The 23,092-nt window shown below is 36.9% G+C and carries 22 protein-coding genes; 10 read left to right on the forward strand and 12 right to left on the reverse strand.

The genetic code is table 11. The features are described 5' to 3' along the window. Positions 1 to 28 precede the first annotated feature (28 nt). A complete protein-coding gene (locus FW754_RS08935) occupies positions 29 to 2,842 on the reverse strand; it encodes an autotransporter assembly complex protein TamA (protein WP_419347388.1) in 2,814 nt (937 codons plus the stop codon). 235 nt (positions 2,843 to 3,077) lie between these two features. Between FW754_RS08935 and FW754_RS08940 the strand changes: the two genes are divergently transcribed. Then, a complete protein-coding gene (locus FW754_RS08940; RefSeq protein WP_446324491.1) occupies positions 3,078 to 4,394 on the forward strand; it encodes an MFS transporter in 1,317 nt (438 codons plus the stop codon). Position 4,395: 1 nt separating this feature from the next. Further along, positions 4,396 to 5,031 (forward strand): 2-polyprenyl-3-methyl-6-methoxy-1,4-benzoquinone monooxygenase, encoded by a 636-nt coding sequence (gene coq7 / locus FW754_RS08945; protein WP_419347383.1) that lies wholly within the window; start codon positions 4,396 to 4,398, stop codon positions 5,029 to 5,031. A 998-nt stretch (positions 5,032 to 6,029) separates the two neighbouring features. Here coq7 and FW754_RS08950 read toward each other — a convergent pair. From FW754_RS08950 to FW754_RS08980, 7 genes are all read right to left on the reverse strand, one after another. After that, positions 6,030 to 6,551 (reverse strand): hypothetical protein, encoded by a 522-nt coding sequence (locus FW754_RS08950; RefSeq protein WP_446324439.1) that lies wholly within the window; start codon positions 6,549 to 6,551, stop codon positions 6,030 to 6,032. Positions 6,552 to 6,579: 28 nt separating this feature from the next. Beyond that, the gene (locus FW754_RS08955) at positions 6,580 to 7,011 is read right to left on the reverse strand and encodes a 2-amino-4-hydroxy-6-hydroxymethyldihydropteridine diphosphokinase (protein WP_446324440.1); all 432 of its coding nucleotides are present in this window, start codon (positions 7,009 to 7,011) and stop codon (positions 6,580 to 6,582) included. Continuing rightward, on the reverse strand, positions 6,968 to 7,348 hold the full coding sequence (gene folB, locus FW754_RS08960; RefSeq protein ID WP_409511407.1) for a dihydroneopterin aldolase: 381 nt from the start codon (positions 7,346 to 7,348) through the stop codon (positions 6,968 to 6,970). The genes FW754_RS08955 and folB overlap by 44 nt, the downstream gene beginning before the upstream one ends. 141 nt (positions 7,349 to 7,489) lie before the next feature. Then, positions 7,490 to 8,788 carry an ABC1 kinase family protein gene (locus FW754_RS08965; protein WP_446324441.1) on the reverse strand — a complete coding sequence of 433 codons (1,299 nt, stop codon included), beginning with the start codon at positions 8,786 to 8,788 and terminating at the stop codon, positions 7,490 to 7,492. Between the two features lie 39 nt (positions 8,789 to 8,827). Continuing rightward, positions 8,828 to 9,616, reverse strand: coding sequence for a HesA/MoeB/ThiF family protein (locus FW754_RS08970; protein WP_446324442.1), 789 nt, complete (start codon positions 9,614 to 9,616; stop codon positions 8,828 to 8,830). A gap of 254 nt (positions 9,617 to 9,870) precedes the next feature. Then, positions 9,871 to 11,514 (reverse strand): AMP-binding protein, encoded by a 1,644-nt coding sequence (locus tag FW754_RS08975; protein WP_446324443.1) that lies wholly within the window; start codon positions 11,512 to 11,514, stop codon positions 9,871 to 9,873. Positions 11,515 to 11,796: 282 nt separating this feature from the next. Beyond that, positions 11,797 to 12,933, reverse strand: a complete 1,137-nt coding sequence (locus FW754_RS08980) for an acyl-CoA dehydrogenase family protein (RefSeq protein WP_446324444.1) — start codon at positions 12,931 to 12,933, stop codon at positions 11,797 to 11,799. 29 nt (positions 12,934 to 12,962) lie between these two features. Here FW754_RS08980 and FW754_RS08985 point away from each other — a divergent pair, with 29 nt between their 5' ends. Beyond that, positions 12,963 to 13,184, forward strand: coding sequence for a hypothetical protein (locus FW754_RS08985; protein ID WP_446324445.1), 222 nt, complete (start codon positions 12,963 to 12,965; stop codon positions 13,182 to 13,184). Positions 13,185 to 13,230: 46 nt separating this feature from the next. Here FW754_RS08985 and FW754_RS08990 read toward each other — a convergent pair whose 3' ends face one another. Next, positions 13,231 to 14,004 (reverse strand): SDR family NAD(P)-dependent oxidoreductase, encoded by a 774-nt coding sequence (locus FW754_RS08990; protein ID WP_446324446.1) that lies wholly within the window; start codon positions 14,002 to 14,004, stop codon positions 13,231 to 13,233. Between the two features lie 131 nt (positions 14,005 to 14,135). Between FW754_RS08990 and FW754_RS08995 the strand changes: the two genes are divergently transcribed. Together FW754_RS08995 and FW754_RS09000 are read left to right on the forward strand one after the other, a co-directional pair. Then, positions 14,136 to 15,200, forward strand: coding sequence for an AraC family transcriptional regulator (locus FW754_RS08995; protein ID WP_446324447.1), 1,065 nt, complete (start codon positions 14,136 to 14,138; stop codon positions 15,198 to 15,200). Between the two features lie 172 nt (positions 15,201 to 15,372). Further along, on the forward strand, positions 15,373 to 15,723 hold the full coding sequence (locus FW754_RS09000; RefSeq protein WP_409511415.1) for a hypothetical protein: 351 nt from the start codon (positions 15,373 to 15,375) through the stop codon (positions 15,721 to 15,723). A 156-nt stretch (positions 15,724 to 15,879) separates the two neighbouring features. Here the strand turns inward: FW754_RS09000 and prmC are convergent, their stop codons facing one another. Further along, positions 15,880 to 16,698 (reverse strand): peptide chain release factor N(5)-glutamine methyltransferase, encoded by an 819-nt coding sequence (gene prmC / locus FW754_RS09005; protein ID WP_446324448.1) that lies wholly within the window; start codon positions 16,696 to 16,698, stop codon positions 15,880 to 15,882. Next, on the reverse strand, positions 16,698 to 17,786 hold the full coding sequence (gene prfA / locus FW754_RS09010) for a peptide chain release factor 1 (protein ID WP_409511417.1): 1,089 nt from the start codon (positions 17,784 to 17,786) through the stop codon (positions 16,698 to 16,700). Before prfA ends, prmC begins: the two co-directional genes overlap by 1 nt. A 444-nt stretch (positions 17,787 to 18,230) precedes the next feature. Between prfA and FW754_RS09015 the strand changes: the two genes are divergently transcribed. The 3 genes from FW754_RS09015 (at position 18,231) to FW754_RS09025 (ending at position 20,662) form a co-directional block, all read left to right on the forward strand. Next, positions 18,231 to 18,668, forward strand: a complete 438-nt coding sequence (locus FW754_RS09015) for a hypothetical protein (RefSeq protein WP_409511418.1) — start codon at positions 18,231 to 18,233, stop codon at positions 18,666 to 18,668. A 282-nt stretch (positions 18,669 to 18,950) separates the two neighbouring features. Further along, complete coding sequence (locus FW754_RS09020; protein WP_409511419.1) at positions 18,951 to 19,484, forward strand: hypothetical protein; 534 nt, start codon at positions 18,951 to 18,953, stop codon at positions 19,482 to 19,484. Between the two features lie 173 nt (positions 19,485 to 19,657). Continuing rightward, positions 19,658 to 20,662, forward strand: a complete 1,005-nt coding sequence (locus tag FW754_RS09025; RefSeq protein WP_446324449.1) for an LLM class flavin-dependent oxidoreductase — start codon at positions 19,658 to 19,660, stop codon at positions 20,660 to 20,662. Positions 20,663 to 20,744: 82 nt separating this feature from the next. Here FW754_RS09025 and FW754_RS09030 read toward each other — a convergent pair whose 3' ends face one another. Continuing rightward, entirely contained in the window at positions 20,745 to 21,221 is a 477-nt protein-coding gene (locus tag FW754_RS09030; protein ID WP_446324450.1) for a hypothetical protein, read from the reverse strand. 634 nt (positions 21,222 to 21,855) lie between these two features. Here FW754_RS09030 and FW754_RS09035 point away from each other — a divergent pair. Further along, positions 21,856 to 22,020: a hypothetical protein gene (locus FW754_RS09035; RefSeq protein WP_446324451.1), complete on the forward strand. Its 165-nt coding sequence runs from the start codon at positions 21,856 to 21,858 to the stop codon at positions 22,018 to 22,020. Positions 22,021 to 22,157: 137 nt separating this feature from the next. Then, the gene (locus FW754_RS09040; protein WP_446324452.1) at positions 22,158 to 22,709 is read left to right on the forward strand and encodes a flavoprotein; all 552 of its coding nucleotides are present in this window, start codon (positions 22,158 to 22,160) and stop codon (positions 22,707 to 22,709) included. Positions 22,710 to 23,092 lie beyond the last annotated feature (383 nt).

Genomic DNA, 23,092 nt, shown 5'->3' on the forward strand with positions numbered 1-23,092 from the left:
AATCCTGTCTTATTGTTAAGTTTTAAAATTAAAGTTGCGGACCAATAAAGAAGTGTAAACGTATTGGATGCCCTTCATCTGAAAGACCTGATGCCACATCTAAACGTATTGGTCCAATCGGGGATTTCCAACGAATTCCTAAACCTAAACTATATTCAACATCATTATTAAATTTTTGGTCAAAAGCATTACCAAAGTCAGTAAAGATAGCTGCACGCCATCCGTCTTTAAACTGATAGTTATATTCCAATGAGCCTACAGCTAGACCTTGTCCACCGACTTTATAGCCAAACTCTTCAGGTGATAAACTCTTATAATCAAAACCACGTAGGCTTTGATCTCCACCAGCAAAGTAACGTAAATTATACGGTACTTTTTCAAAATCATCGGCAAAGATGTAGCCTAACTGTGTTCCACCAATCAGTTGATGTACATCGTTTTGACCAAAGCTATAAAGTGCTTTCCATGTCGCATCGACAATCGCCATATTAGTATCGGTCAGTAATTTGTCACTACCCAACTGAACTTTATAAGTCTGTTTAAAACCCTGCGTTGGGTTTAGACGATTGTCACTATTGGTTTTACTGACTTGATAACCAACCAACAAAGATTGTTGCTCAGGCTTTGCGCCAGGAATGACAAACGCATCGGGTAAATCTGCTTCATTCGTAATATCACCTTCTTGCGTGATACGATCTAAACGATAGCGCATTCCAAAAATATGTTGCCACTCTTTTCTTGAACCTTTAATAATACGGTCTGCACCAAAAACGGCTGACTCAATGAGAAGGTTTAAATTATTCCCGACTTCATCTCGTTCTTCTCGTTCATAACCACCAACAATGCTAACGTAGTCATTGAGTGGATGGTTATAAGGAATGTTGTATTTCCCATCAAATGCCTGTCGAATTTGTGAAAGCTCCATATTGGCATCAAATGAATGTCCACGATTGTTCACAATTGCACGTCTATACTGACTACGTAAACGGACACCCGTATCCGTTCCATAACCTACACCTGCCTCTAGGTTATTCAACTTATCTGCATTTAGCGTGACGATGACAGGAATCTTTTGATCGATACGTGCTTGTTGTTGTAAGCGTTCAGTTTCAGCTTCCTTATCTTGTTGTTGTGTTTGTTGCATACGCGCAGCAGGCAATTGCTCTTCAGGCGTCGTTCCTGCAAAAGTTTGCTCATCAACTAGATTTTGTGTTACTTCTTCGCTAGATGTAGTAGCTACTTTCTTACCACTATCTGCCATCAACGCACCTTCACTGATTTTTCGCTCATCAACAAGCGCTTGTAAATCAGGAGGTAATTCTAATGGTTTTTGAATTGGATCAGGTCTAACAGCATCAACCAAGGTATAGTTAAAATAACGCGTATTGGTCAAGTTATTTGACAAAGTATTGACACGCCAAGCCGTATAATCTGCACCATCTTTCCAAGGGGCAAGTTTTTCTAAAATATCCAAATCTACGGGCAATGGCTTGCTTGGATCGCTCATGCGAAACTCAACTTCACCAATTTTATAACGATTGCCTGTTTCATATTTCAAATTTATATCGGCTTTATTTTGTGGCTGTAAAACCTTAAGATCATGTAAACGCCAATAACTGTCAAAGAAACCATTGTTGGTTGCAGCTTCAACAATTCGTGCCTTAGTATTTTCATATAAACCGTGATTGAGAATATCACCAGGCTCTTGATCAGGTAAAACACGGATTACTTGTAATTGTGGTAAATTTTCACCTGCTCCACTAAATTCAATATTCTGCTCGCCAATAAGCACAGGATCATTACGAGTAACAGTGACTTTTAACTTATTATCACTTTGTTTTTTAAACTTAAATTGAGCATTATAATAGCCAACAGCTTGTGCTGCCTGATTAGCAAGCGTACGCAACTGTGGTACAGATGAATTAAAGTCTGAAAATGCCTCTACCGTAAAAACGGATAATTTAGCTTTAATGTTGGCAGCCAAAGGAACGGTTGCTCCCTCAACCTCGACATGAATTTTTTCCATCACAACTGTGTTATCTTTTTTAGGCCCAATCTTCTTTACAATACGTTGAAATACATTGAGCTTTTGTGTGTCTTCTTCAACTACCTCTTGATTATAGTCTATAAAAGTTCGTCCCGATTCATTTTCAGACACTTGAATTTGACTATCTGCACGAATATCTTGAATCAATGAATCAACATTAATTGGCGCTTGTCCAATATCAATCAGCTCTTGTTGAGTCGGATCAGCAATAATCATCTCTGGCTGCTTGCTCATACCATGACGGAAATTCAATGCTTCCGTTTTAGCTTCTTCTGCAACTTGATTGATTTCGGCAGCAAATGCAGGATCAATCTGACTAGCAGGTAATTCTTCTAAATCATCAAATGTAATTGGCTTAAAACCCTGATCACTATTTGGATTTTTTTGTTGCTGCTGCAACATTAGTAAACTATCAATTTCCGCAGCTTGCTGTGTCTGATCTTCAGCTTGCGTTAATTTCTCATCAATTAACGCAATCTTGCTTGCAGGCAATCCTTGTTGTTGAGCGGCATCTTCAAGTTGTTGCGAAAATTGAGAATTTTTTAACCCTAAACTTGAATCATTTAAATTTGGCAGTGGAATGATTTTTTCTACAGTCGCACCACTCGTTGATGCAACATCAACAGTCGTATCCTGTTTTACATCTACAGATAAATCTTGTGCATAAACATTAGGTACAACAAATGCACTTAAAAAAATACTGTTCAATAAGAGTTTATTGATATCATTTGTGCTAAAGATGCTATACATGCAATGCGCAAGAACGGATTTTTTAAATTTAATTTTTGCTGGCATACCAGGCTCTATAGCAGAGAAATTTAATCTATGAAGAAACATATATCAGAAAATATCGAAAGCATACACACTATATTCATGGATGCTAGGTTCGATCCCCTGTGTTATGCACTGTAAGTTCAAGTTTTTACTGATTTAACAGTTCAGTTGAACACAAAAAGTATGATACATGATTTTTCTTTAGAGTTACTATTTCATCACATTTCTTAATAAAACTAATCGAAGTCAAATGACCATGGATAAAAATCAACACATTCTGAGTACACGGCGCTTTCTTCCGATGTTCCTTACTCAGTTTTTCGGTGCTTTGAATGATAATGTCTTTAAACAGTCATTATTGTTGGTCATTACCTACGGATGGATTCAGCACAGTGGCAACGTGAGCACCATGAATAATTTGGCTGCTTTATTGTTTATTTTGCCCTATTTTATTTTTTCAGCAACCGCAGGACAAATTGCCGATAAATATGAGCGTTCATCTTTAGTTCGTAAAATTAAAGTGCTTGAAATCATCATTATGTTGATTGCAACAGTTGGTTTTTTATTGGGTAATATTTTTATCTTATTGTTTGCATTATTTTTAATGGGTACACATAGTACTTTTTTCGGTCCCATTAAATACGCTATTTTACCCGATATATTAAAACCACAAGAGTTGATGTCGGGTAATGCATTGTTCCAATCGGGTACATCTATCGCTATTCTAATTGGGATGATTTTAGGTGGGGCTGTGATTTCCTCATCACAAGGCAATTTATGGTGGATCAGTCTAACAGTCACCATGATTGCGGTGATTGGTTACATCTGTAGTACCTTCGTTTTAAAACAAAATGTTACTGAAAATGATATAGAAATTGATTGGAACTTTTTCCGCACGAGCATTCAAACTATTCGTTATGCGAACAGCCTTCCTTTGGTTTTTTTGGTTTTACTCGGCAACTCTTGGTATTGGTTTTATGGTGCAACCTACTTAACCCAAATTCCACAACTGACACAGCAAAATTTACATGCATCCGAAAATGTCGTAAGTCTACTCCTTACTCTGTTTTCAGTCGGCATTGGAGTCGGATCATTATTATGTCGAAAAGTTGGTGGCAATGAAGTCAATATTCGCATGGTGCCTTTTGGTGCAATAGGTTTAACGGTATTTGCGTTGTATTTAGCAGCAAGTTTAGCCTTTGTTCCTGAACGTACAGGTGAGCTGATGAATATTGCTCAAATGTTCACATCAGGTTTCGCTTATTATCATGTGATGATTGCTGTGACTTTACTCGGAATCAGTGGCGGTTTTTATATTGTTCCTCTGTATGCGATGATGCAAGCCTATGCACCACGTAGCCACCGTGCACGTGTCGTTGCTGCCAATAACATCTTTAATGCGATTTTCATGGTCAGTTCAGCAATTTTTTCAATTATTATCTTAAGTATTCTGAAAATTGATATTAAAATTCTATTTTGTATTACGGCAATTCTCAGTGCCATTTTCAGTTTTTGGTTATTGGCTCGTTTAAAACCGCTTGCAGCCACCACTCAAGTTTCCTTGGAGGACTAATATGCGTCAATATACAGGCATCGACAAACTCATCAACTCCTTTGATCAAGCATTACGCAGTCTTGTTCCTGGTGCAACCTCTGCACAGCGTAGCAATCCATCTGAAGGTACGACTACACAACTTGCAGTCAGTGAAGCTCGCCATGTTGCAGGGCTAATGCGTGTCAATCATAGTGGTGAAGTTTGCGCACAAGCCTTATATCACGGTCAAGCACTCACGGCGAAACTACCTAAAGTACGTCAGGAAATGGAATTTGCAGCCATTGAAGAACAAGATCATTTGGCTTGGTGTGAAGACCGCTTAAAAGAATTGGACAGTCATACCAGTTTATTTAATCCTGTTTGGTATGGCCTATCTTTTGGTATGGGTGCTTTAGCAGGTATTGCTGGTGATAAATATAGTCTAGGTTTTGTCGCAGAAACTGAACGCCAAGTAAGCCTCCACCTACAACAACATATTAGTGAACTTCCTCCACAAGATGAACGTTCTCGTAAAATTTTAGTACAAATGAATGAAGATGAATTGCATCATCGTGATACGGCTTTAAATGCAGGTGGTGTCGATTTACCAGCACCAGTGAAAATTACGATGACGGCTATTTCTAAATTAATGACAAAGACGAGTTATTTTATTTAAAAAAATTTCTTATCTGGATTCCTAAAAAGCTCACAAATGTGAGCTTTTTATTTAATCTAAAAAATCTACATTTAGTCCCCTCTAAATTTAAAGATAATTCAACTTAAAATTAAAAGATTTTAGAATATAAAAATTAATGATCCAAAATATTAATTATAAAATTTAAATTACTTTAATTTATTATTTTAGTTACTTCTTATTAAAAACTATAAAAAATTAATATGTATAATTCAGAACATTACATTAAAAATTAAAAATAAAAAATCATTATTCAGCCAACATTATTTTTTAGACATTATATGAAGCTCAAATTGAGTTAAACAAGGAATGAGAGTTTCTTCCTTATCGAGCACATTTCCTTATAAGTTTTGGGGATATCAATAAATATGTAATCCTCTTAAACTCTCCTAAATATCTATATAAAAAATAATAATATTCATGCTCAGAAAGATGCACATCATTGATCGTAATTTATTCATAAACTAAAGGCTTTAAACTTAGACCAAACTCAAAAAATTACTCAAACATTAGAATTTCTCTGGTCAGAAAAATGAGTACTAAATAAAAGACTAAGTTATAAATTAATTTCATTATTGAGTAATCAACCTGAAATAATTAAATATATTATTATTGAAATCATTAAAGCGACTGGAAATGTAATTTTTACAGTTTTAAAAAATATTACAGATTCTATTACCTTCAATCCACCCTCAAAATTTTATAGGCAATTTCATTAAGTCACGAAATAGGTCATACAATGATTGAGAATCAAAATTGATTTTTAACAATATGTTTATTAGATTAAGAGAGGAATTTCTAAAAACATTATTAATGAATATTTCATTACCTTTTATTATTTTATGGATGAGCTAAAATAATTTAAAATAACACTTAAAACAATCATTAGCTTTTACTTAGTAAAATCTTCTTTCGTTATTTAAATAAATATTAATTTTAAATTTAGAATAATAAAAGAAGATTTTTTACTTTTTAAATAGCTAAGGCTGTCCTAATAATAAATGGGCACTATTCGGTGCAAGCTTAGCACTTTGAACTGGGAGTAAAGATGGATTTGATGGATATTTCATTCCATCAAACTTTAACATAACCTGTCCATGCTTTCGGCTATACACCAACAATTGCTTCCATTCATTGTGTAAATATGTGGTGGAATAAACAGGTGTATCGACCAATGTCGTTTTACTGATAAATTCAAATTGTTGATTTGGCAGCCCTTTAAAAATCAACATAGTACAACCACCTGAACCACACCAATCTTGCCCTTTCAAAACAACAATTGCATCCTCTTTTCCATCATTATTCAAATCATCAAATGCCACATCAAATAAAGCTTGATCTTGCGTGTAATTATATATTTTTTGTTTTAACTGCTGATCTCTTTGCTGCAATGTCTGATTTTCAACTGTCACACTCGGTTGCTGTACTGGTTTTTTAGGCAAATGATGACATGCACTCAACGCAAGTACACAGTTAAATACCGCAAATGACTTTAAATACATAGTAAAAAACCCTCTAATTTTTTTTAATTTATAAAACAATGATTGGAAATTGATGTTTTTCATGTTTGAAAAAATCTATTGACCATAAATCTAACATCGGAATTTTTACATCCAACGCCAAAGGTAATTTTTTGGGATTAAATTGCATATGATTAAGATCACCACCCCACGCAATAAGATCAATATCTAAAGCAATTTGATGCGATGGACGTACACGCCCCGATTCTATTTCAAGCTGTTTTAACAAGACCGTTAAAGCATCAACTGACAAGGTACTTTTTAGTAAACAGACAGCATTCCAATAATCCTCACCCACACCATCACGACACGGAATTAAATAAATTGGAGAAAATTGCACAGAACCCAAATTTTGGATTTGGCTGAAAACATGCTGAAAATGATATTGAGGATTTAAATTACTCGCCAATGCTAGGGCGAAAATCGTTTCGGTGGCGTTCAAGACGAATTCCTACAGAATTTGCTTGCGCGATAATGGCAGGCTTCCGGATTGTAATCATAATCGATTCAATGCTTGGAAAGGTAGAAAAAAGCGCATCAAGTACTAGCTTTGCCGCATGTTCGATCAATTTTGGGGCGGCATCAACAATCACTTTTGCTGAAATTTCACATATTTCTGCATAATTTAGCGTATCGTCAAGTTCATCTGAATTTGATGCATTTTCAAGTGATGTATTGATGGTCAGATCAAGCATTAGTGGTTGAATAATTTGGCGTTCCCAATTAAAACATCCCACTACAGTTTCAACTTTTAAACCTTCAATGATAATTGCGTCCATAAACATTCCTTTGAATCCCCCTAATAAATCCCCCCTATTGATAATGGGGGGATTTCCTCACTTTTACATATATATTGAAAAGCTCCTCCCTTTATTAAAAGGAGGTTGAGGGGGATTATTTATTTAATCAAAAATACGATATCAATGTTTCAATAATGATGCAGGATCAAGTGATTGAACCATTTGAATACGTTGATCTGCATAGATATCGGTATACGGTGCAAGCACTCGCATAAATCGATCAAAATACAACATTTGTTTGAAAAGTAATGCAAAATCTCGTGGGAATCGAATACCGTGACGTTCACCAACGCCGACCATATCCATCATAATATCATTCAAATCGGCAGGATTAGACGACAAAATCTGTTGTGGATCTGCCATTAAAACACCACTAAATAAGCGTTCTAAATCGGCAGCAAGTACAGCAGTATCAATTTTAGTACTGGTCATGCCCATTTGCAGCATATTTTCAGCCATCAATGGATAATCGGTCTTTTGTAAAGCATCCATAAATGCCATACAGGCTTGCCAAACTTCTGGTTTGAGCTGACCGACAATACCGAAATCGATAAAGCCAATACGACCATCATCAAGTAACATCAGATTACCGGCATGTAAATCGGCATGAAAAGATTTACACAACATTAGGCTACCGAACCATGTATTCATGGCTGTAACCAAGACTTGTGAAGGATCTTTTGCTACTTTTTTTACGACTTCAAAATCGGTTAATGGCACGCCATACAAACGTTGCATAGTCAAAATACGACGCGTTGAATATTGATGATAAACTTTCGGAGCAGTTGCGGCAGTATTTTGAGAAACCTGCAAATACTCAACAAAATCATCGAGATTATTGGCTTCTTCAATAAAATCTACTTCACGTACCATACGTGTTTTAATCTCATCGACAATATCCGCCAAAGATGCAAATTTTACTTTTGGCACAGCACGTTCAAGCACTTTGGTCGCCCAATGTAAAACATTCAAATCGGTATATAAAATCGTTTCCACGCCAGGCTTCTGTACCTTAATGACAACATCTTCACCCGATACCAATTTTGCCGCATGCACCTGTGCGATAGATGCAGATGCCAATGGTTTTTCATCAATCGATGCAAAAATTTCTGACAAATTGCGTCCAGCAAATTCTGAAGCTAGAACCTCTTCAACATAACTAAATGGCAATGATGGCGTTTGATCTAAACAGCCTTGAAATTCCTCAACATATTCACGAGGAAAGAGTGACGGCGTACTCGCAATAAATTGTCCAAGTTTAATATATGTTGAACCAAGTGATTCAAATGTTTCACGCATCAACTTGGCATTGCTTGGTTTTTCTGTGGCGTAGCGAATACCTGCCTTTGCAGCAATCACCGCAGTTTCACCCACACGGGCAACTGAACGGAGTCCATCTAGGAAAATATTATTTTTCATAAGATCTGACTTTAAATAAATTGCTTCGAGTGTAACAAATTAAAATGCTTTTGCGGATTGTCTTGCCTGACAGTTTGTACATTCCACATCTTTTTCAAAGGCTAAAATACGTTGTTTCATGCTTAAACCTTCCCAAAGTAACAATTTTTGCTTCAATGGCGTTGTACCGAGCCCTAAATACAACAGCGCATGATGCGCTTGTAAACTTGCCATTACATTTGGCGTGGTTGCAAGTACACCCGAATCTGCACAACGCAAAGCTTCATTTGCATGTTGCTCTTTGGGAAATAGACATTCATAACATGCTGAATCACCTTCCACCATAAACAATTGACCTTCAAAACCAATTGCAGATGCACTAATTAAGGCTACATTACGTTGCGTACACACACTATTGACCAAATAACGGGTACTAAAATTATCACAACCATCAAGGACTAAATCTTGCTGTGCAATGAGTGCATCTGCATTTTCAGCATTGAACTGTGCAACATGACTGTCTATTTCAATATAAGCATTGATCTGTTTTAAACGCTTCGCCAAAACTTCGGCTTTATAAAAACCAATATCTTGGCTGGTAAAAGCAATCTGTCGCTGTAAATTACTAATTTCCACCGTATCTGAATCAATTAAGGTAATTTTACCTACACCTGCACGTGCTAAAAGCTCCGCAGTCGTACAACCAATGCCTCCACAACCCACAATCAAAACATTAGCAAGTTTTAACCGTTCTTGTGCTTCAAGATCCCAACCCTCCAATAAAATCTGACGTGCATAAAGGTGCATTTCAGCTTCACTGAGTTCCAATACTTGATCAAATGAGTACATTACGTTTCGAGCCTATATCGGGTAGAAGATGTAAGGTACATAGCTTATCTAAAAATTTGCTGAAATGTGATAGCTATAAAAAATCATTTTGAATAATGCTTAAAGAATAGCAACTTATTCTGCATTAAAACATCGAAACAAAATTACAAAAACATTCCATTGTAATTACAATATTTTTTAAAGGAAAGCCCAACATGATTTAAAATCGTGTTGGGTGAGTAAAATAATTCTTTCAATCAGTTATAAAATCAGCACTAACTAACTTTTTGTAGCTTTTGCATTAATTCAACTTCTTGTTGTTTGAGTAAATTACGTTGAATTTTGCCACTTGATGTTTTAGGTAAACTTTGCACAAATTCAATTTCTCTTGGATATGAATGTTTCGACAACCGTGAACGTACATATTCTTGTAGTTTTAAGCCCAATGCTTCATTACCCTCATAATGAGGTTTAAGTACCACAAAGGCTTTGACCAATTCAGTTCGTTCAGGATCTGGTTTACCAATTACTGCAGATTCAAGAACTTCAGTGCATTCAAGTAATGTGCTTTCAACATCAAAAGGACCAACACGATAACCCGAAGTTGTAATTACATCATCAGCACGACCAATAAAATCAACACCACCAAACTCATTTAAACGAACAGTATCACCTGTTAAATAGTAGTCACCCACAAAAGATTTACGATTGTTACCACCATAGCCCTTAAACCAAGTTAAAGGTGACTGTGCAAAGTCGATGGCTAAAGTACCAATACCCCCACTCTCAACTTCTTGATGATGTTGATCAAGCACTGCAAAACGATGTCCCGGATTGGCAAAGCCTGCTGAGCCCACTTTAATGGGATGTTCGAGTGCGTGATGATTTCCAATCACCATGCCAAGTTCAGTTTGTCCATATTGATCATAGATATTGACCTCTAAATCATGCTTGAACCAATGGATAACTTCAGGAGTTAAAGGCTCGCCGGCACTACTTACTACACGTAAATGTGATTGAATCGCTTGATCAAATTGCTCTTTAAATCCAAAAAACATACGAAATGCAGTCGGTGAACCAGTCAAATTACTGACTTTATATTTTTTGATTACTTGCACGACGTTATCTACGCTAAATGCACGTTCATCCATAATAATGCTATGACCTAAAGCCAATGGTCCTGCAATACCGTAGTACAAACCATATGCCCAACCAGGATCGGCTAGATTCCAAAAAGAATCTTCTTCACGCAAATCTACTGCATGACGCATATATTCCTTAAACGCCAACACTGCTTTTAAAGGTACAGGCACCGATTTAGCCAAACCTGTTGTACCTGAAGTAAACATCATCAGAAAGTCATCTTCAAAACTCAACATTTCAGATGAGAAATGAGAAGAATATTTAGCAATTTCCGTCCAAAAATCAGCATCTTTAGATACTTTTCCTTGCGTATGAATGGTTAAAATTTCTGTATTTTCAATTTCATTCAGTTTTGTGCGTTGTTCGCTATTGGTCACAATCAGACGTGTTCCCGCAGTTTCAATCCGATGCTCAATGGCTTTCGATTCAAAAGCAGTAAATAAAGGCTGATAAATCGCACCAATACGCCATGTTGCTAAAATTGTAATCAGCAATTCAGGCGTACGTGGTAATAAACCTGCAATACAATCTCCTGTTGTAATGCCAATCGATTGAAAATAATGTGCAAGTTGAGCTGATGCTTCGGCAAGTTGATCAAAAGTCCATCGTTCCGACTCACCTTGTTTTCCTTCCCAAATCAGCGCTACTTTATTTTGCCCTACATAGCGACCACAACACTCTTCATAAGCATTGATTGATTGAGGATTGCCAACCAATTGCTCTTGAACCAATTGCTCATAATTAAAAGTTTGATACGCCTGTTCTAATGTTTTCATCACGCTTCCTTTATTCGTGTGTACAAATCTTCATGACTTGTAGTTCCATGTATCGATAAATATTCTTTTAAAACTGTTTCATTTTGAAACTGTTTATTTCTATGTATATCTATAGATAACCACGATTAGAATATGCGCACAATTTCCAAACACCTCAAGCGACATGCAGTTTTTGGATAAGATCTATCCTTTTGTTTTATATTAAATATTTAAAAAAATAAAAAAGTCAGTGTATTTAACACTGACTTTTTCCAATCGATAAAAATTTCACATTAAAGTAATTTATCCTGCAATGACTTCACGTGCAATCACCAAACGCTGAATATCTGATGCACCTTCATAAATTTGGCTAACACGTACATCACGGTAAATACGCTCTACAGGAAAATCTGAAACATAGCCATAACCGCCATGAATTTGAATCGCATCTGAACAGACTTTTTCTGCAATTTCAGAAGCAAATAATTTCGCCATTGAGGCTTCTTTTAAACATGGCAAACCTGCATCTTTTAAGCTTGCTGCATGAAAAATCAATTGGCGTGCAGCTTCAATTTGTGTTGCCATATCGGCTAAACGAAATGCTACAGCTTGATGCTGTACAAGTTCGACACCAAAAGCTTTACGATCATTGGCATATTCAACCGCTGCTTCTAAAGCGGCACGTGCCATTCCTACACATTGTGATGCAATCCCAATCCGTCCTGATTCTAAATTTGACAATGCAATTTTATAACCTTCACCTTCTTTTCCAAGCAAGTGATCCGCAGGAATACGGCAGTTTTCTAAAACAATGGTAGCCGTATCTGAACAATGTTGCCCCATTTTCTCTTCAATACGAGAAACAATAAAACCTTCAGTTTGCGTCGGCACAAGGAAACAAGAAATACCTTTTTTACCTGCGGCTTTATCTGTGACTGCAAATACAATGGCAATTTGGGCATATTTTCCTGATGTAATGAATTGTTTCGTGCCATTCAATACCCATTCATCGCCTACACGTTCAGCTTTACACTGCAATGCCCCTGCATCTGAACCCGCTTGAGGCTCAGTTAAACAGAAGCAACCAAGCCACTCACCTGTCGCCAATTTGCTCAAATACTGTTCTTTCTGTGCTTGCGTACCATATTTTTGCGTAATGCCACATGGCAATGAATTTTGTACACTGACAATGGTTGAAATTGCACCATCACCCGCAGCAATTTCTTCAATCGCTAAAACTAACGAAATATAATCAAGCCCTGCTCCACCCCATTCAGGTGCAACAGTCATCCCTAATGCACCTAATCCACCTAAAGCCTTTAATTCTTCAGCAGGAAAACGATGGGTTTTATCACGCTCTGCTGCTGTAGGCTTAAGCTGATTTTGCGAATAATTACGCATCATGTCCTGAATCATTTTTTGTTCTTCATTTAAAATCATGTCGATTCCCTTCTCTGACTGCTAGGATCATGTCTATTCAAGCTGACCCTATCGATATTTCACTGTGCTTTGCTTTTCGTAACAATAATGCTCAATTTTTAAATTTATATTTTCAATATTCACAAAATTTAGGCAATGAAAAGCCCAGCCTTAAACTAATCAAATTCAATTTAAGGGTGTTTTTCATGCAAAATGATTTATTAAAAATATTTGAGGTAAATGAGCGAACTTCAAAATTCGCTCATCTTTAATAATTTTGAATAAAACTAAACGATTAAATAGTACGAATAAGTTTGATTAACGTGGTTGCATACGAATTGCACCATCTAAACGGATCACTTCACCATTTAAATAGCCATTTTCAAAAATCTGACCGACCAACTGTGCAAATTCGATTGGCTTTGCTAAACGCGGTGGAAATGGCACCATAGCACCCAAAGCATCTTGTACATTTTGCGGTAGTGCTTTTAACATCGGTGTTTCCATAATTCCTGGTGCAATAGTCATCACACGAATTGCATGCTGAGAAAGCTCACGTGCCAAAGGTAAAGTCATTGCAACTACCGCACCTTTCGAAGCTGAATACGCCGTTTGACCAATTTGACCATCAAATGCTGCAACAGATGCAGTATTGACAATAACACCCCGATCTTCTTCGCCATTTTTCAACTCATAACGTGACATCACATCTGCCGCAAAACGTAGCATGTTAAATGTCCCTGATACATTAATATTCAAAACTTTTTGAAATGCATCTAGAGCATGAATACCATTTTTACCCAAAACTTTAGCCGATGGGCCAATACCTGCACAATTGACTAAGCCGTTGAGTTGACCTTCATCTTTTTCGAGTTGTTGAAAAAATTGTTGTACTGCAGTTTCATCGGTAACATCTAGTTTTACAAATTTTGATGCTGCACCCAATTCTTGTTCTAAGGCTTGACCAAGCTCTTGATTCATATCGACCATGATGACTTTTTTTGCGCCGCGTTCAACCAAGAAACTTGCAGTTGCTGCACCTAAACCTGATGCACCACCTGTCACAACAACGACTTTCCCTTCAATTTTCATATTCTATCCTTTTCATTTTTTTCAGGTATCGCATTAACGATACAAAATTTGCATATCACGCAGAGTAATCGTAAGTCTAATTGAGTACAATTTCCAAAAGTTGCATCATGTATGATGTTTTTGGACAATGGATGCCCAACAAAATAATGGATAACACGCTGAAGAATCAACCGTTACAGTACAGCAAAGGAACGATTTCCGTCAGCTTGGTGCACGAAGCATTGCAGGAAGCAAAAAATCAGGGCATCACTCTTGATCCTATACTCGATCAAGCAGGCATTGCATCTGAGATTCTTCATTCTCCCCTTGCTCGTGTTTCAGTCGAAGCCTATGCGCAACTTTGGACTGAACTTGCCAATGCCATGAATGATGAGTTTTTTGGTATGGACCGTCATCATATGCGTAGAGGAAGTTATAAATTACTCTCAGAAATGGTCATGCATGCCGATCATTTACACATGGCTTTACGACAAATTTTACAATTTTTAAATGCAATTTTAGATGATTTTCAAAGCACGCTCTTTACCGAAGAAAACTACGCTTATATCGTGATTTATGACACAGATCAGCCCAAGCGAATGTTTAGCTATGCGACATATTTAATGCTCATTCACGGACTGATGTGTTGGCTGACAGGACAACGTATTACGCTCAATCGTATCGAACTTAAATGCAATGCACCTCAAGATGATCAAGACTATAAAGTCCGTTTTTGTGAAAATATTGGCTATTTAGCAGATGAAAATTATATTCAATTTGATGCGAGTTGGCTCAAAACACCAATTAAACAAGACCATTCTGCATGGCAAAAATTCATTCAAAATACACCACAAAATTTATTAGTTCGCTTTAAAAACCCGCATGCGTTAAGCTCAATCATTCGTAAGCATTTAATGCAAAAACATCCTTCAGAATGGCTTGAACTCAATGAATTAACTCATTTTTTAAACATTTCGGAAGCAACAATTCAAAGACGTTTAAAAAGTGAAGGCTTCAGTTATCAACAACTTAAAAATGAAATTCGCAGAGATACCGCTATTGAATTGCTCAGTCGCAGTGATAAAACCTTGCAACAGATTAGTGATGATTTATATTTTCAAGACCCGAGTGCGTTTCACCGTGCATTTAAAAAGTGGACAGGTGTAAGTCCTGGCAGTTATCGCCATGAAAATATTACATTAGATGGGCAGGAGTAACTAGTCTCTATTCAATATGAAAAAAAACAATGTAAAACTCTGCTTGAAAAAATTGCATACCACTCATCTATTTCTACTTGCAGTAGAGTGATTTATCGTTTATTTTTCACTCATATTTTGAGTTATTTTTAAACTCTACTCTCCCACCCTGTTAAACAGCTAGGTTATTGCCATGCTTAAAATGATTAATGTACTTGACGCAAGTCTTGTGCAAAATTTTACTCATTCATTTTCCAACCACGTTGAAGATCTTGATGAGCAAATGCGCCAAGGGATTCTCAGCAGTTCAGATATCGAACTTAAAAAAGTCATCGCCAATTTTATGGATCAAAATAATCCAACCGATTTAGCCGATGCTTTAGATATCAATCAACAATGCCTCGAAGAAATTCAAACAGGCTTGGCATTAAAAAAACAGAATATTGCAGAAACAGCTAAAATTGTTGCACTCTGTTTAGCCCTTGAAACAGATGGTCTAAATCAACTAAATATTGCAGATAGCATCGCGGATACCTATCTTTAAAAGCTTTAAAAGTTAATTATTTGCTGAACTCTATAAAATTCAGTATTTTACTGTTTAAACATGATATTAATAAGCAAAAAACCGAGCAAATCAATTTGCTCGGTTTTTTATTCTTATATTTAACATTTAACGCTTAAATGATCTGTAATAGGTCATTTATGCATGACATGCCAAGGTTACTCGATCATTACCACCGTAATCTTTCACAGTACGAATGTCTTTAAAGCCATATTTTTTAAATAACTGTTGTACGGCATCCGCCTGATCATAACCATGTTCAAGCGCAATCCAACCATTTGCTGTTAAGTACTTTTGACCTTGTTGAATAATCAACTCAATATCAGCCAAACCATGATTTTCAGCTACTAAAGCACGTTTTGGTTCAGTCGCCAAATCTTTCATGTGCACATCATCTGCATCAATATACGGTGGATTAGACACGATCACATCGAAATATTGATTACGATTTAAAGCATTCAACCAACTGCCACAGGCAAATTTGACATGATTTAAATCATGTTGCTCAGCATTAAACTGAGCAACTTCGAGCGTTGGCTCATAAATATCAGTTGCAGTAATATCCCAATCAGGACGTTCACTTGCCAAAGACAATGCAATTGCACCCGTCCCTGTCCCTAAGTCGACAATGCGGGCATCTTCAGGCAAATCTAAATGCAACACCGTTTCAACCAAAACTTCCGTATCTGGACGAGGCACGAGCGTATCTTTAGTGACTTTTAAATCAAGTGTCCAAAATGGTTGTGAACCTGTTACATAGGCTAAAGGTTCACCTGCTTCAATACGTTTCAAAGCATCAACATAGCTTTGCTCTTGTTCAGCAGTCAATACTTGCTCTTTTTTCATCACCAAATCAAATGAATCAATTTTAGTGATATGTTCGAGCAACCATGCATTTTCTTGGCGTTCGTAGCTTTCAGGTTCACCACGTAAGGCTAAAGCCTGTGCAATGTTCATTAGCCACCATTCTGCTGTGCAAGCATCGCCAACTGATCAGCTTGATATTCACGGTGTAAACTGTCTAAAAGTTCAGTTAAATCGCCTTCCATTACGGCATCCAACTTATATAAGGTTAAATTGATACGGTGATCTGTCATACGACCTTGTGGGTAGTTATAAGTACGAATACGTTCTGAGCGATCACCTGAACCGACTAAATCGCGGCGCATTTCCGATGTTGCGGCATCAGCAGCAGCACGTTTTGCATTTTCCAAACGTGACACAAGTAATGCCATCGCTTTGGCTTTATTCTTATGCTGTGAACGCTCGTCCTGACACTCTACTACTGTTCCTGTTGGAAGGTGCGTAATACGTACCGCTGAATCGGTTTTGTTAATGTGCTGACCGCCCGCACCTGATGCGCGGTAAGTATCAATACGTAATTCTGATGAATTAATTTCAACCGTGGTATCGACATCAATTTCAGGTAAAATTGCTACCGTACATGCAGAAGTATGCACACGACCTTGTGATTCTGTCGCAGGCACACGTTGTACACGATGTGCACCACTTTCAAACTTCAAACGACCGTACACACCATCGCCATTAATTAGGCAAATAATTTCTTTATAACCACCGTGCTCGCCTTCATTTTCGGACAGTACTTCAATACGCCAACCTTGTGATTCGGCGTATTTGCTGTACATACGGTATAAATCACCCGAGAAAATAGCAGCTTCATCGCCGCCTGTTCCTGCACGGATTTCCAAATATGCAGAGTTGGCATCATTTGGATCTTTTGGAATCATCAATACATTCAGATCGGCTTCAAGGCTTTCAATTAAAGCTTTATTCTCTTTAATTTCCTCAATCGCCATTTCCTTAAAGTCAGGATCAGAAAGCATCGCTTCAGCCGTGACGATATCTTCTTCTGCCTGTTTATACTTTTTCCAAACATCTGTAATTTCTGTTAAATCTTTATGTTCACGAGATAAATTGCGAAAACGCTTATTATCAGAAATGACTTCGATATCTGCCAACAAGGCTTCTAATTCTTCATGTCGATCACACAGTTGATCTAATCGTAAACGTAACGATTCTTTCATTTAAATCTATTCTCAAGCTCGTCTTTACTTTTTAGAGCCAATATAAAATCAATAAAATAAAACTTCTATCAATATTATCGGGTGATACATCACATTTGATGCAGCATACTCAAATTAAGTAAAGAATTCTAAAATTGCGCTTAGTTTAACGATTCTGCCTCTTAATTGACATATCTATTCGCTGACTTCTACTACTACACTTGATCGTTTCATCTATATGTATTTTTATAAAAATTAAGTTTTTATGTTTTTGTGACATATTTCACAAAATTTTCAATCATTTGTTTTCTAAATAGACAATATTAATACAAAGCATACACTCCGATACCAAACGCTATAACTCTAGTATTTCATCTCCACATTCAAAGCCCTTGTCTTTGGTACATTGCTTACATCAAATATTAAATGAAAGACATTAGTCCCTAACAGGACATGGAGTGAATGATGAATCTTAATGCAATGTTACTTGGTACTGCACTTGCAGTTTCTTCAGTATTTACGGTTAGTGCGCATGCAGATAATTCGACACGTATTGCAGCAACTTCTGCATTGGGCAGCGTTGCTGGAACAGCAATTGGTAAACAAATGGGCGGCAACACAGGTGCAATGATCGGTTCTGCGCTTGGCGGTGCTGGTGGTGCTGCTGTTGCAACCAATAAACGTGACCGTACAGCAGCCGCAGTCGGTGGTGGTTTAGGCGGTGTCGGTGGTTATACTGTCGGAAAAAATATGGGCGGTTCAACAGGTGGTTATATTGGTTCTGCATTAGGTGCAGCGGGTGGCTCAGTTTTAGGTAAAAAAGTATCTGAAGATCGCCACTACGATGACCGCAAATATAGTAAAAAGCACAACAAAAAGTATTATAAAAAGCACCGTCATTAATTTAATGTGCGGTGAGAAAAAGCCCTCAATCAATATCGATTGAGGGCTTTTTTTATGTATTCGTACCCTTTAATTTATCCTTTGAACCACTTTCTTTAGTTTCAATATTGCACAGATTAAAACAAGAATACGAACATAATTATGGAGAAATTAATAAGAGTGGATACAAAGCATTTACTATTCACATCATGTTGCATACATGAGCATTCACAATCAAAGCGAAGTATTTCGTTACATTAAACTCAAGACAAAATATTAGAGAAGCTTCTCAAGGAGTTGACCATGAAAATTACAGCAATGATCGGCGCAACGGTAATCGCTACAAGCTTAATAACCACTGCACATGCAGGTAATAGTACAAATACTGCATTAACTTCAGCCTTAGGTGGTGTGGTTGGTGCGGCAATTGGTCAGCAAATGGGTGGCTCAACTGGTGCAATGATCGGTTCAGCGATTGGTGGTGCAGGTGGTGCAGCTGCTTCTGCAAACCGCAAAGATCGTACAGGTGCCGCAATTGGCGCAGCACTCGGTGGCGCTGGTGGCTATACTGTAGGTCGGAATGTATCTGGATCGACAGGTGGCTATATTGGCTCTGCGCTTGGTGCGGCAGGTGGGGCTTCTTTAGGTAAAAAAGTCTCTGAAGATCGTCGTTATGATGACCGTTATGACCGTAACTATAACGGCAACTACAATGATCGTTATGATCGCAGATCATCAGGCTATCGTAACTCAAATTATCGTTATAATGATCGTAATTATCGCCATGACAATGGTCATCACTACGGTCAGTACAAAAATAAAAATTGGCGTGATTAACTTACTCACTCAACTCAAAAGCACCTTCGGGTGTTTTTTTACGCCTGATAAAAATTACAAAATCTATTTTGCAATGATCAATATTTAATACACACAAATATCGAAAATAAACGATATACTTCCATCACCATATATCGTATTATTTCGATATATGATTATAAAAGAGTTTAAATATGCGCTCATTGCACAATACGCAATTCTCCATTCTTGAGCTTGCTCCCGTCCGTGAAGATAAATCGGTACAATTTTCTTTACAACATGCCCTTGAATTGGCTCAGCATGCTGAAAAACTTGGTTTTTCACGCTTATGGCTAGCCGAACATCATAATATGGATGGTATTGCAAGTTCTGCTACAGCGGTACTTCTGGGCTATTTACTCGCCAATACATCGACACTTAAAGTTGGCTCAGGTGGCATTATGTTACCTAACCATGCTCCACTTGTTGTGGCTGAACAATTTGGTACATTAGAAACACTGTACCCAGGACGAGTTGAACTTGGCTTAGGTCGTGCACCAGGAACAGATCAAGTCACAATGCGAGCATTAAGACGTGGTCGCCAAGAAACCGAAGAGCAATTTCCACAAGATGTCCTAGAAATTTTGAGCTACTTTGCTGAAGCTAAACAAGGACAACGCATTACAGCAACACCAGGACAAAATACGCATGTCCCTGTATGGTTACTTGGATCAAGTTTATTTAGCGCACAACTTGCAGCACAGTTGGGACTTCCCTACTCCTTTGCTTCACATTTTGCTCCTCGTATGCTCGGTCAAGCGATTCAGCTCTATCGTGAAAATTTCCAACCTTCCCCATATTTAGACAAACCTTATGTATCTATGGGCGTACCAACTGTTGTTGCTGACACTGATGAAGAAGCAGAATTTTTAGCAACAAGTGTCTATCAAAGAATTTTAGCTTTATTGACTGGACGTAGTCTAAAACTTCAACCACCAGTTCAAACCATGGAAGGTCGATGGTCTGTGTCAGAGAAAATTGCGGTACAGAATTTCTTAGCGATGGCACAAATTGGTTCACCTGAAACAGTGAAACAAGGTTTAGAAAAATTACTCATGCAATATGACGTCGATGAGTTCATTTTTACTTGTGATATTTTCGACACAGACAACCGTTTAAATAACTTTAGTTTATTAATGAATTTGAAACAGTCAAATTAAATACTATTTTCCGTACTTAGAATCTTTATATATAAAAATAGCCAAGCTAAAAGTGGCTATTTTTATATAGTAGGTCAATTAATCAACATTGACCTTTACGAGCATAACTTGCCATCATATTTTTATAACTTTGTGGTGTATAAAAATCAGTAATACTACAGCCCAAATTTGTACATTTCACATCAAAATCAACTTTAAAACTTTGACCAAAATTTTTCGCCTGCACACGTACTCGACCATTTTGTAACACTGAGTATTGAATTTTGTTTGCAGTTAAATCAGTGTCTTGACCCGGAATAAGCACACCTGCCGCCTGCCATTCACACTGATCACCTTCATTATGATCTGAAATGACTTCTAATTTATTTAAAATTTGACGTAATTCATGACTACCATAACGACGAATGGCTTCATCCTCGCCTAAGGCTGAACCATCTAGTAGACTATTATAAAGCTTCTTAACAATTTGAATTTTCTCTTGAGCATTAGTATCTACAGCACTACTGATTGAACTTAGAGAAAGAACCATTACCCCAATGAAAATTATTTTAATCTGCATAATCAATCACTCTGTTTAATTTATTGCTTAATATTTACGCATAATAATATAGTTAACGATCAAGCTAGTGCACAAAATCTGTTATATTTTTTTGATTAAATACTTCAATTTAAAATAAATTGCCATCTCATTTTATATACACTTATTCATTCATATACACATCAGAAGAAAAGCAATAAAGCTACAACCGAAACACTGCGTGATATATATGCCATTTTTCACGCTGAAGAACAATGCCATGCCAATGCTGAAATAGAACAGATGAAACGTTTGAATATGTTAGAGGATGGCACTCCAAAGCCCAATAAAAATTACGCCCGATTATTGAATGGCTCGACACCTATGCTGATGATATGCCTTTTTATATATTAGGCGCAGTCATTCCTATGCTTAAAGTCACTCTCGATGGTGTAATTTTTTACATTTGTCCTTGAAACAGTTGATGATCCTGTCTGTCACTAAGCTTTTTAACTTAGTAATGGTGATGAAGCACGACACTTAGGTGTTGGCTTTAAGCGTCATGAAGGCACAAGGCATCAATAAAAGTACGATTGAAATCGGGAAAATGGCTGCTCGTATTGTTGATTCACACTTATTACTTGGGACTTTAGCTTATTGATCACTGATCAATAAAATGCGGGTCAACGCCATTAAGTTAGGTTTACCCGAAAAAAAACTGTATGTCGCAATGAGAAAATTCTCTCGTATTGGTGGAGGTACAGTAGAAGATCGCCGTAACCCTTGGTTCCAACTGATCCAATTTCATGGCAAAAAAACCGTTGATCGCAATCTAAAATGATTTCACAGCCCCATTGATTTTATAGTGAAAATGACTGACCAGATACTAGAAAAATCTTTACCAAAGGCTCCAAGTTGGATATATGAATTAACAGCAGAACTCACTGCAAACAATTAAAACAAAAAGGATTACATCGGATGTCAAAACAAAAGCAGCAACAAGATAGTTTTTTCCACAATAACGCTGAGTATTTTCAAGAATTTCAGGGAAAAATCATTGCGGCTGACCAAATCAAAATCGCCAATTTTTCAGGATTAAACGTTGCTGTGATTGGCGCAAATCAACTGACTATTTCTCATCTTGCACTATTGATCAAACAAGCGCAATTTGTAAAAGTTTTTCAAATTAAACCTCATTTTGTTTTACCTCAAACCGAAAATGCGATTCAAAAAATTATTGCCCACCCTCTCATTAGTAAAAATCGCCACTTATTTAACAACCGTGTAAAATCTTTATTGGCGATTCGCTATTTAGAATCACAAGTCAGTAATACTTGGATGAAACGTCAACTCATGCCAAACTCTGCCACAGAGAAGAAAGTATTTTTTAAATCGGATACCTATTATTCAGCTTTGCAAAAAGGCAACTGCAAACTAATTACATGGCCTATCTTAAAAATTACTAAAAATGCTGTACAAAGTATGGAAGGCATTGAACATTTAGTTGATGTTATTATTACCACATATTAGATTCTGCCAATAAAAAGAGAAGCTAATAAGAGCTTCTCTTTTATACAGCACTAACTTGATCAGTCAAAACTCAAAAAAACCACCTTTTCATATCATTAAAATATAAATCATATCTATATAATATCTCTGATTACTTTTGTATTGATGCCAAACATCATCAAAAAAATCAATTATTGCTGAAGCGCATGAACCCAAAAATCATTTCTTTGATGTTCAATTCAAAATTCAGAACAAAAAATAGGCAAAATAGCATCTCTCAACTATTTATATTCTAAATACTTGTGATACCTCATATCACGTAAAACAATATTAGTATCATTTTCACAACTATAAAGGCCATTTTTTTTAGTGATACCATGCAAAGTTAACAACAAAACCCACCC

The sequence above is a fragment of the Acinetobacter sp. 1207_04 genome (genome assembly GCF_052850415.1).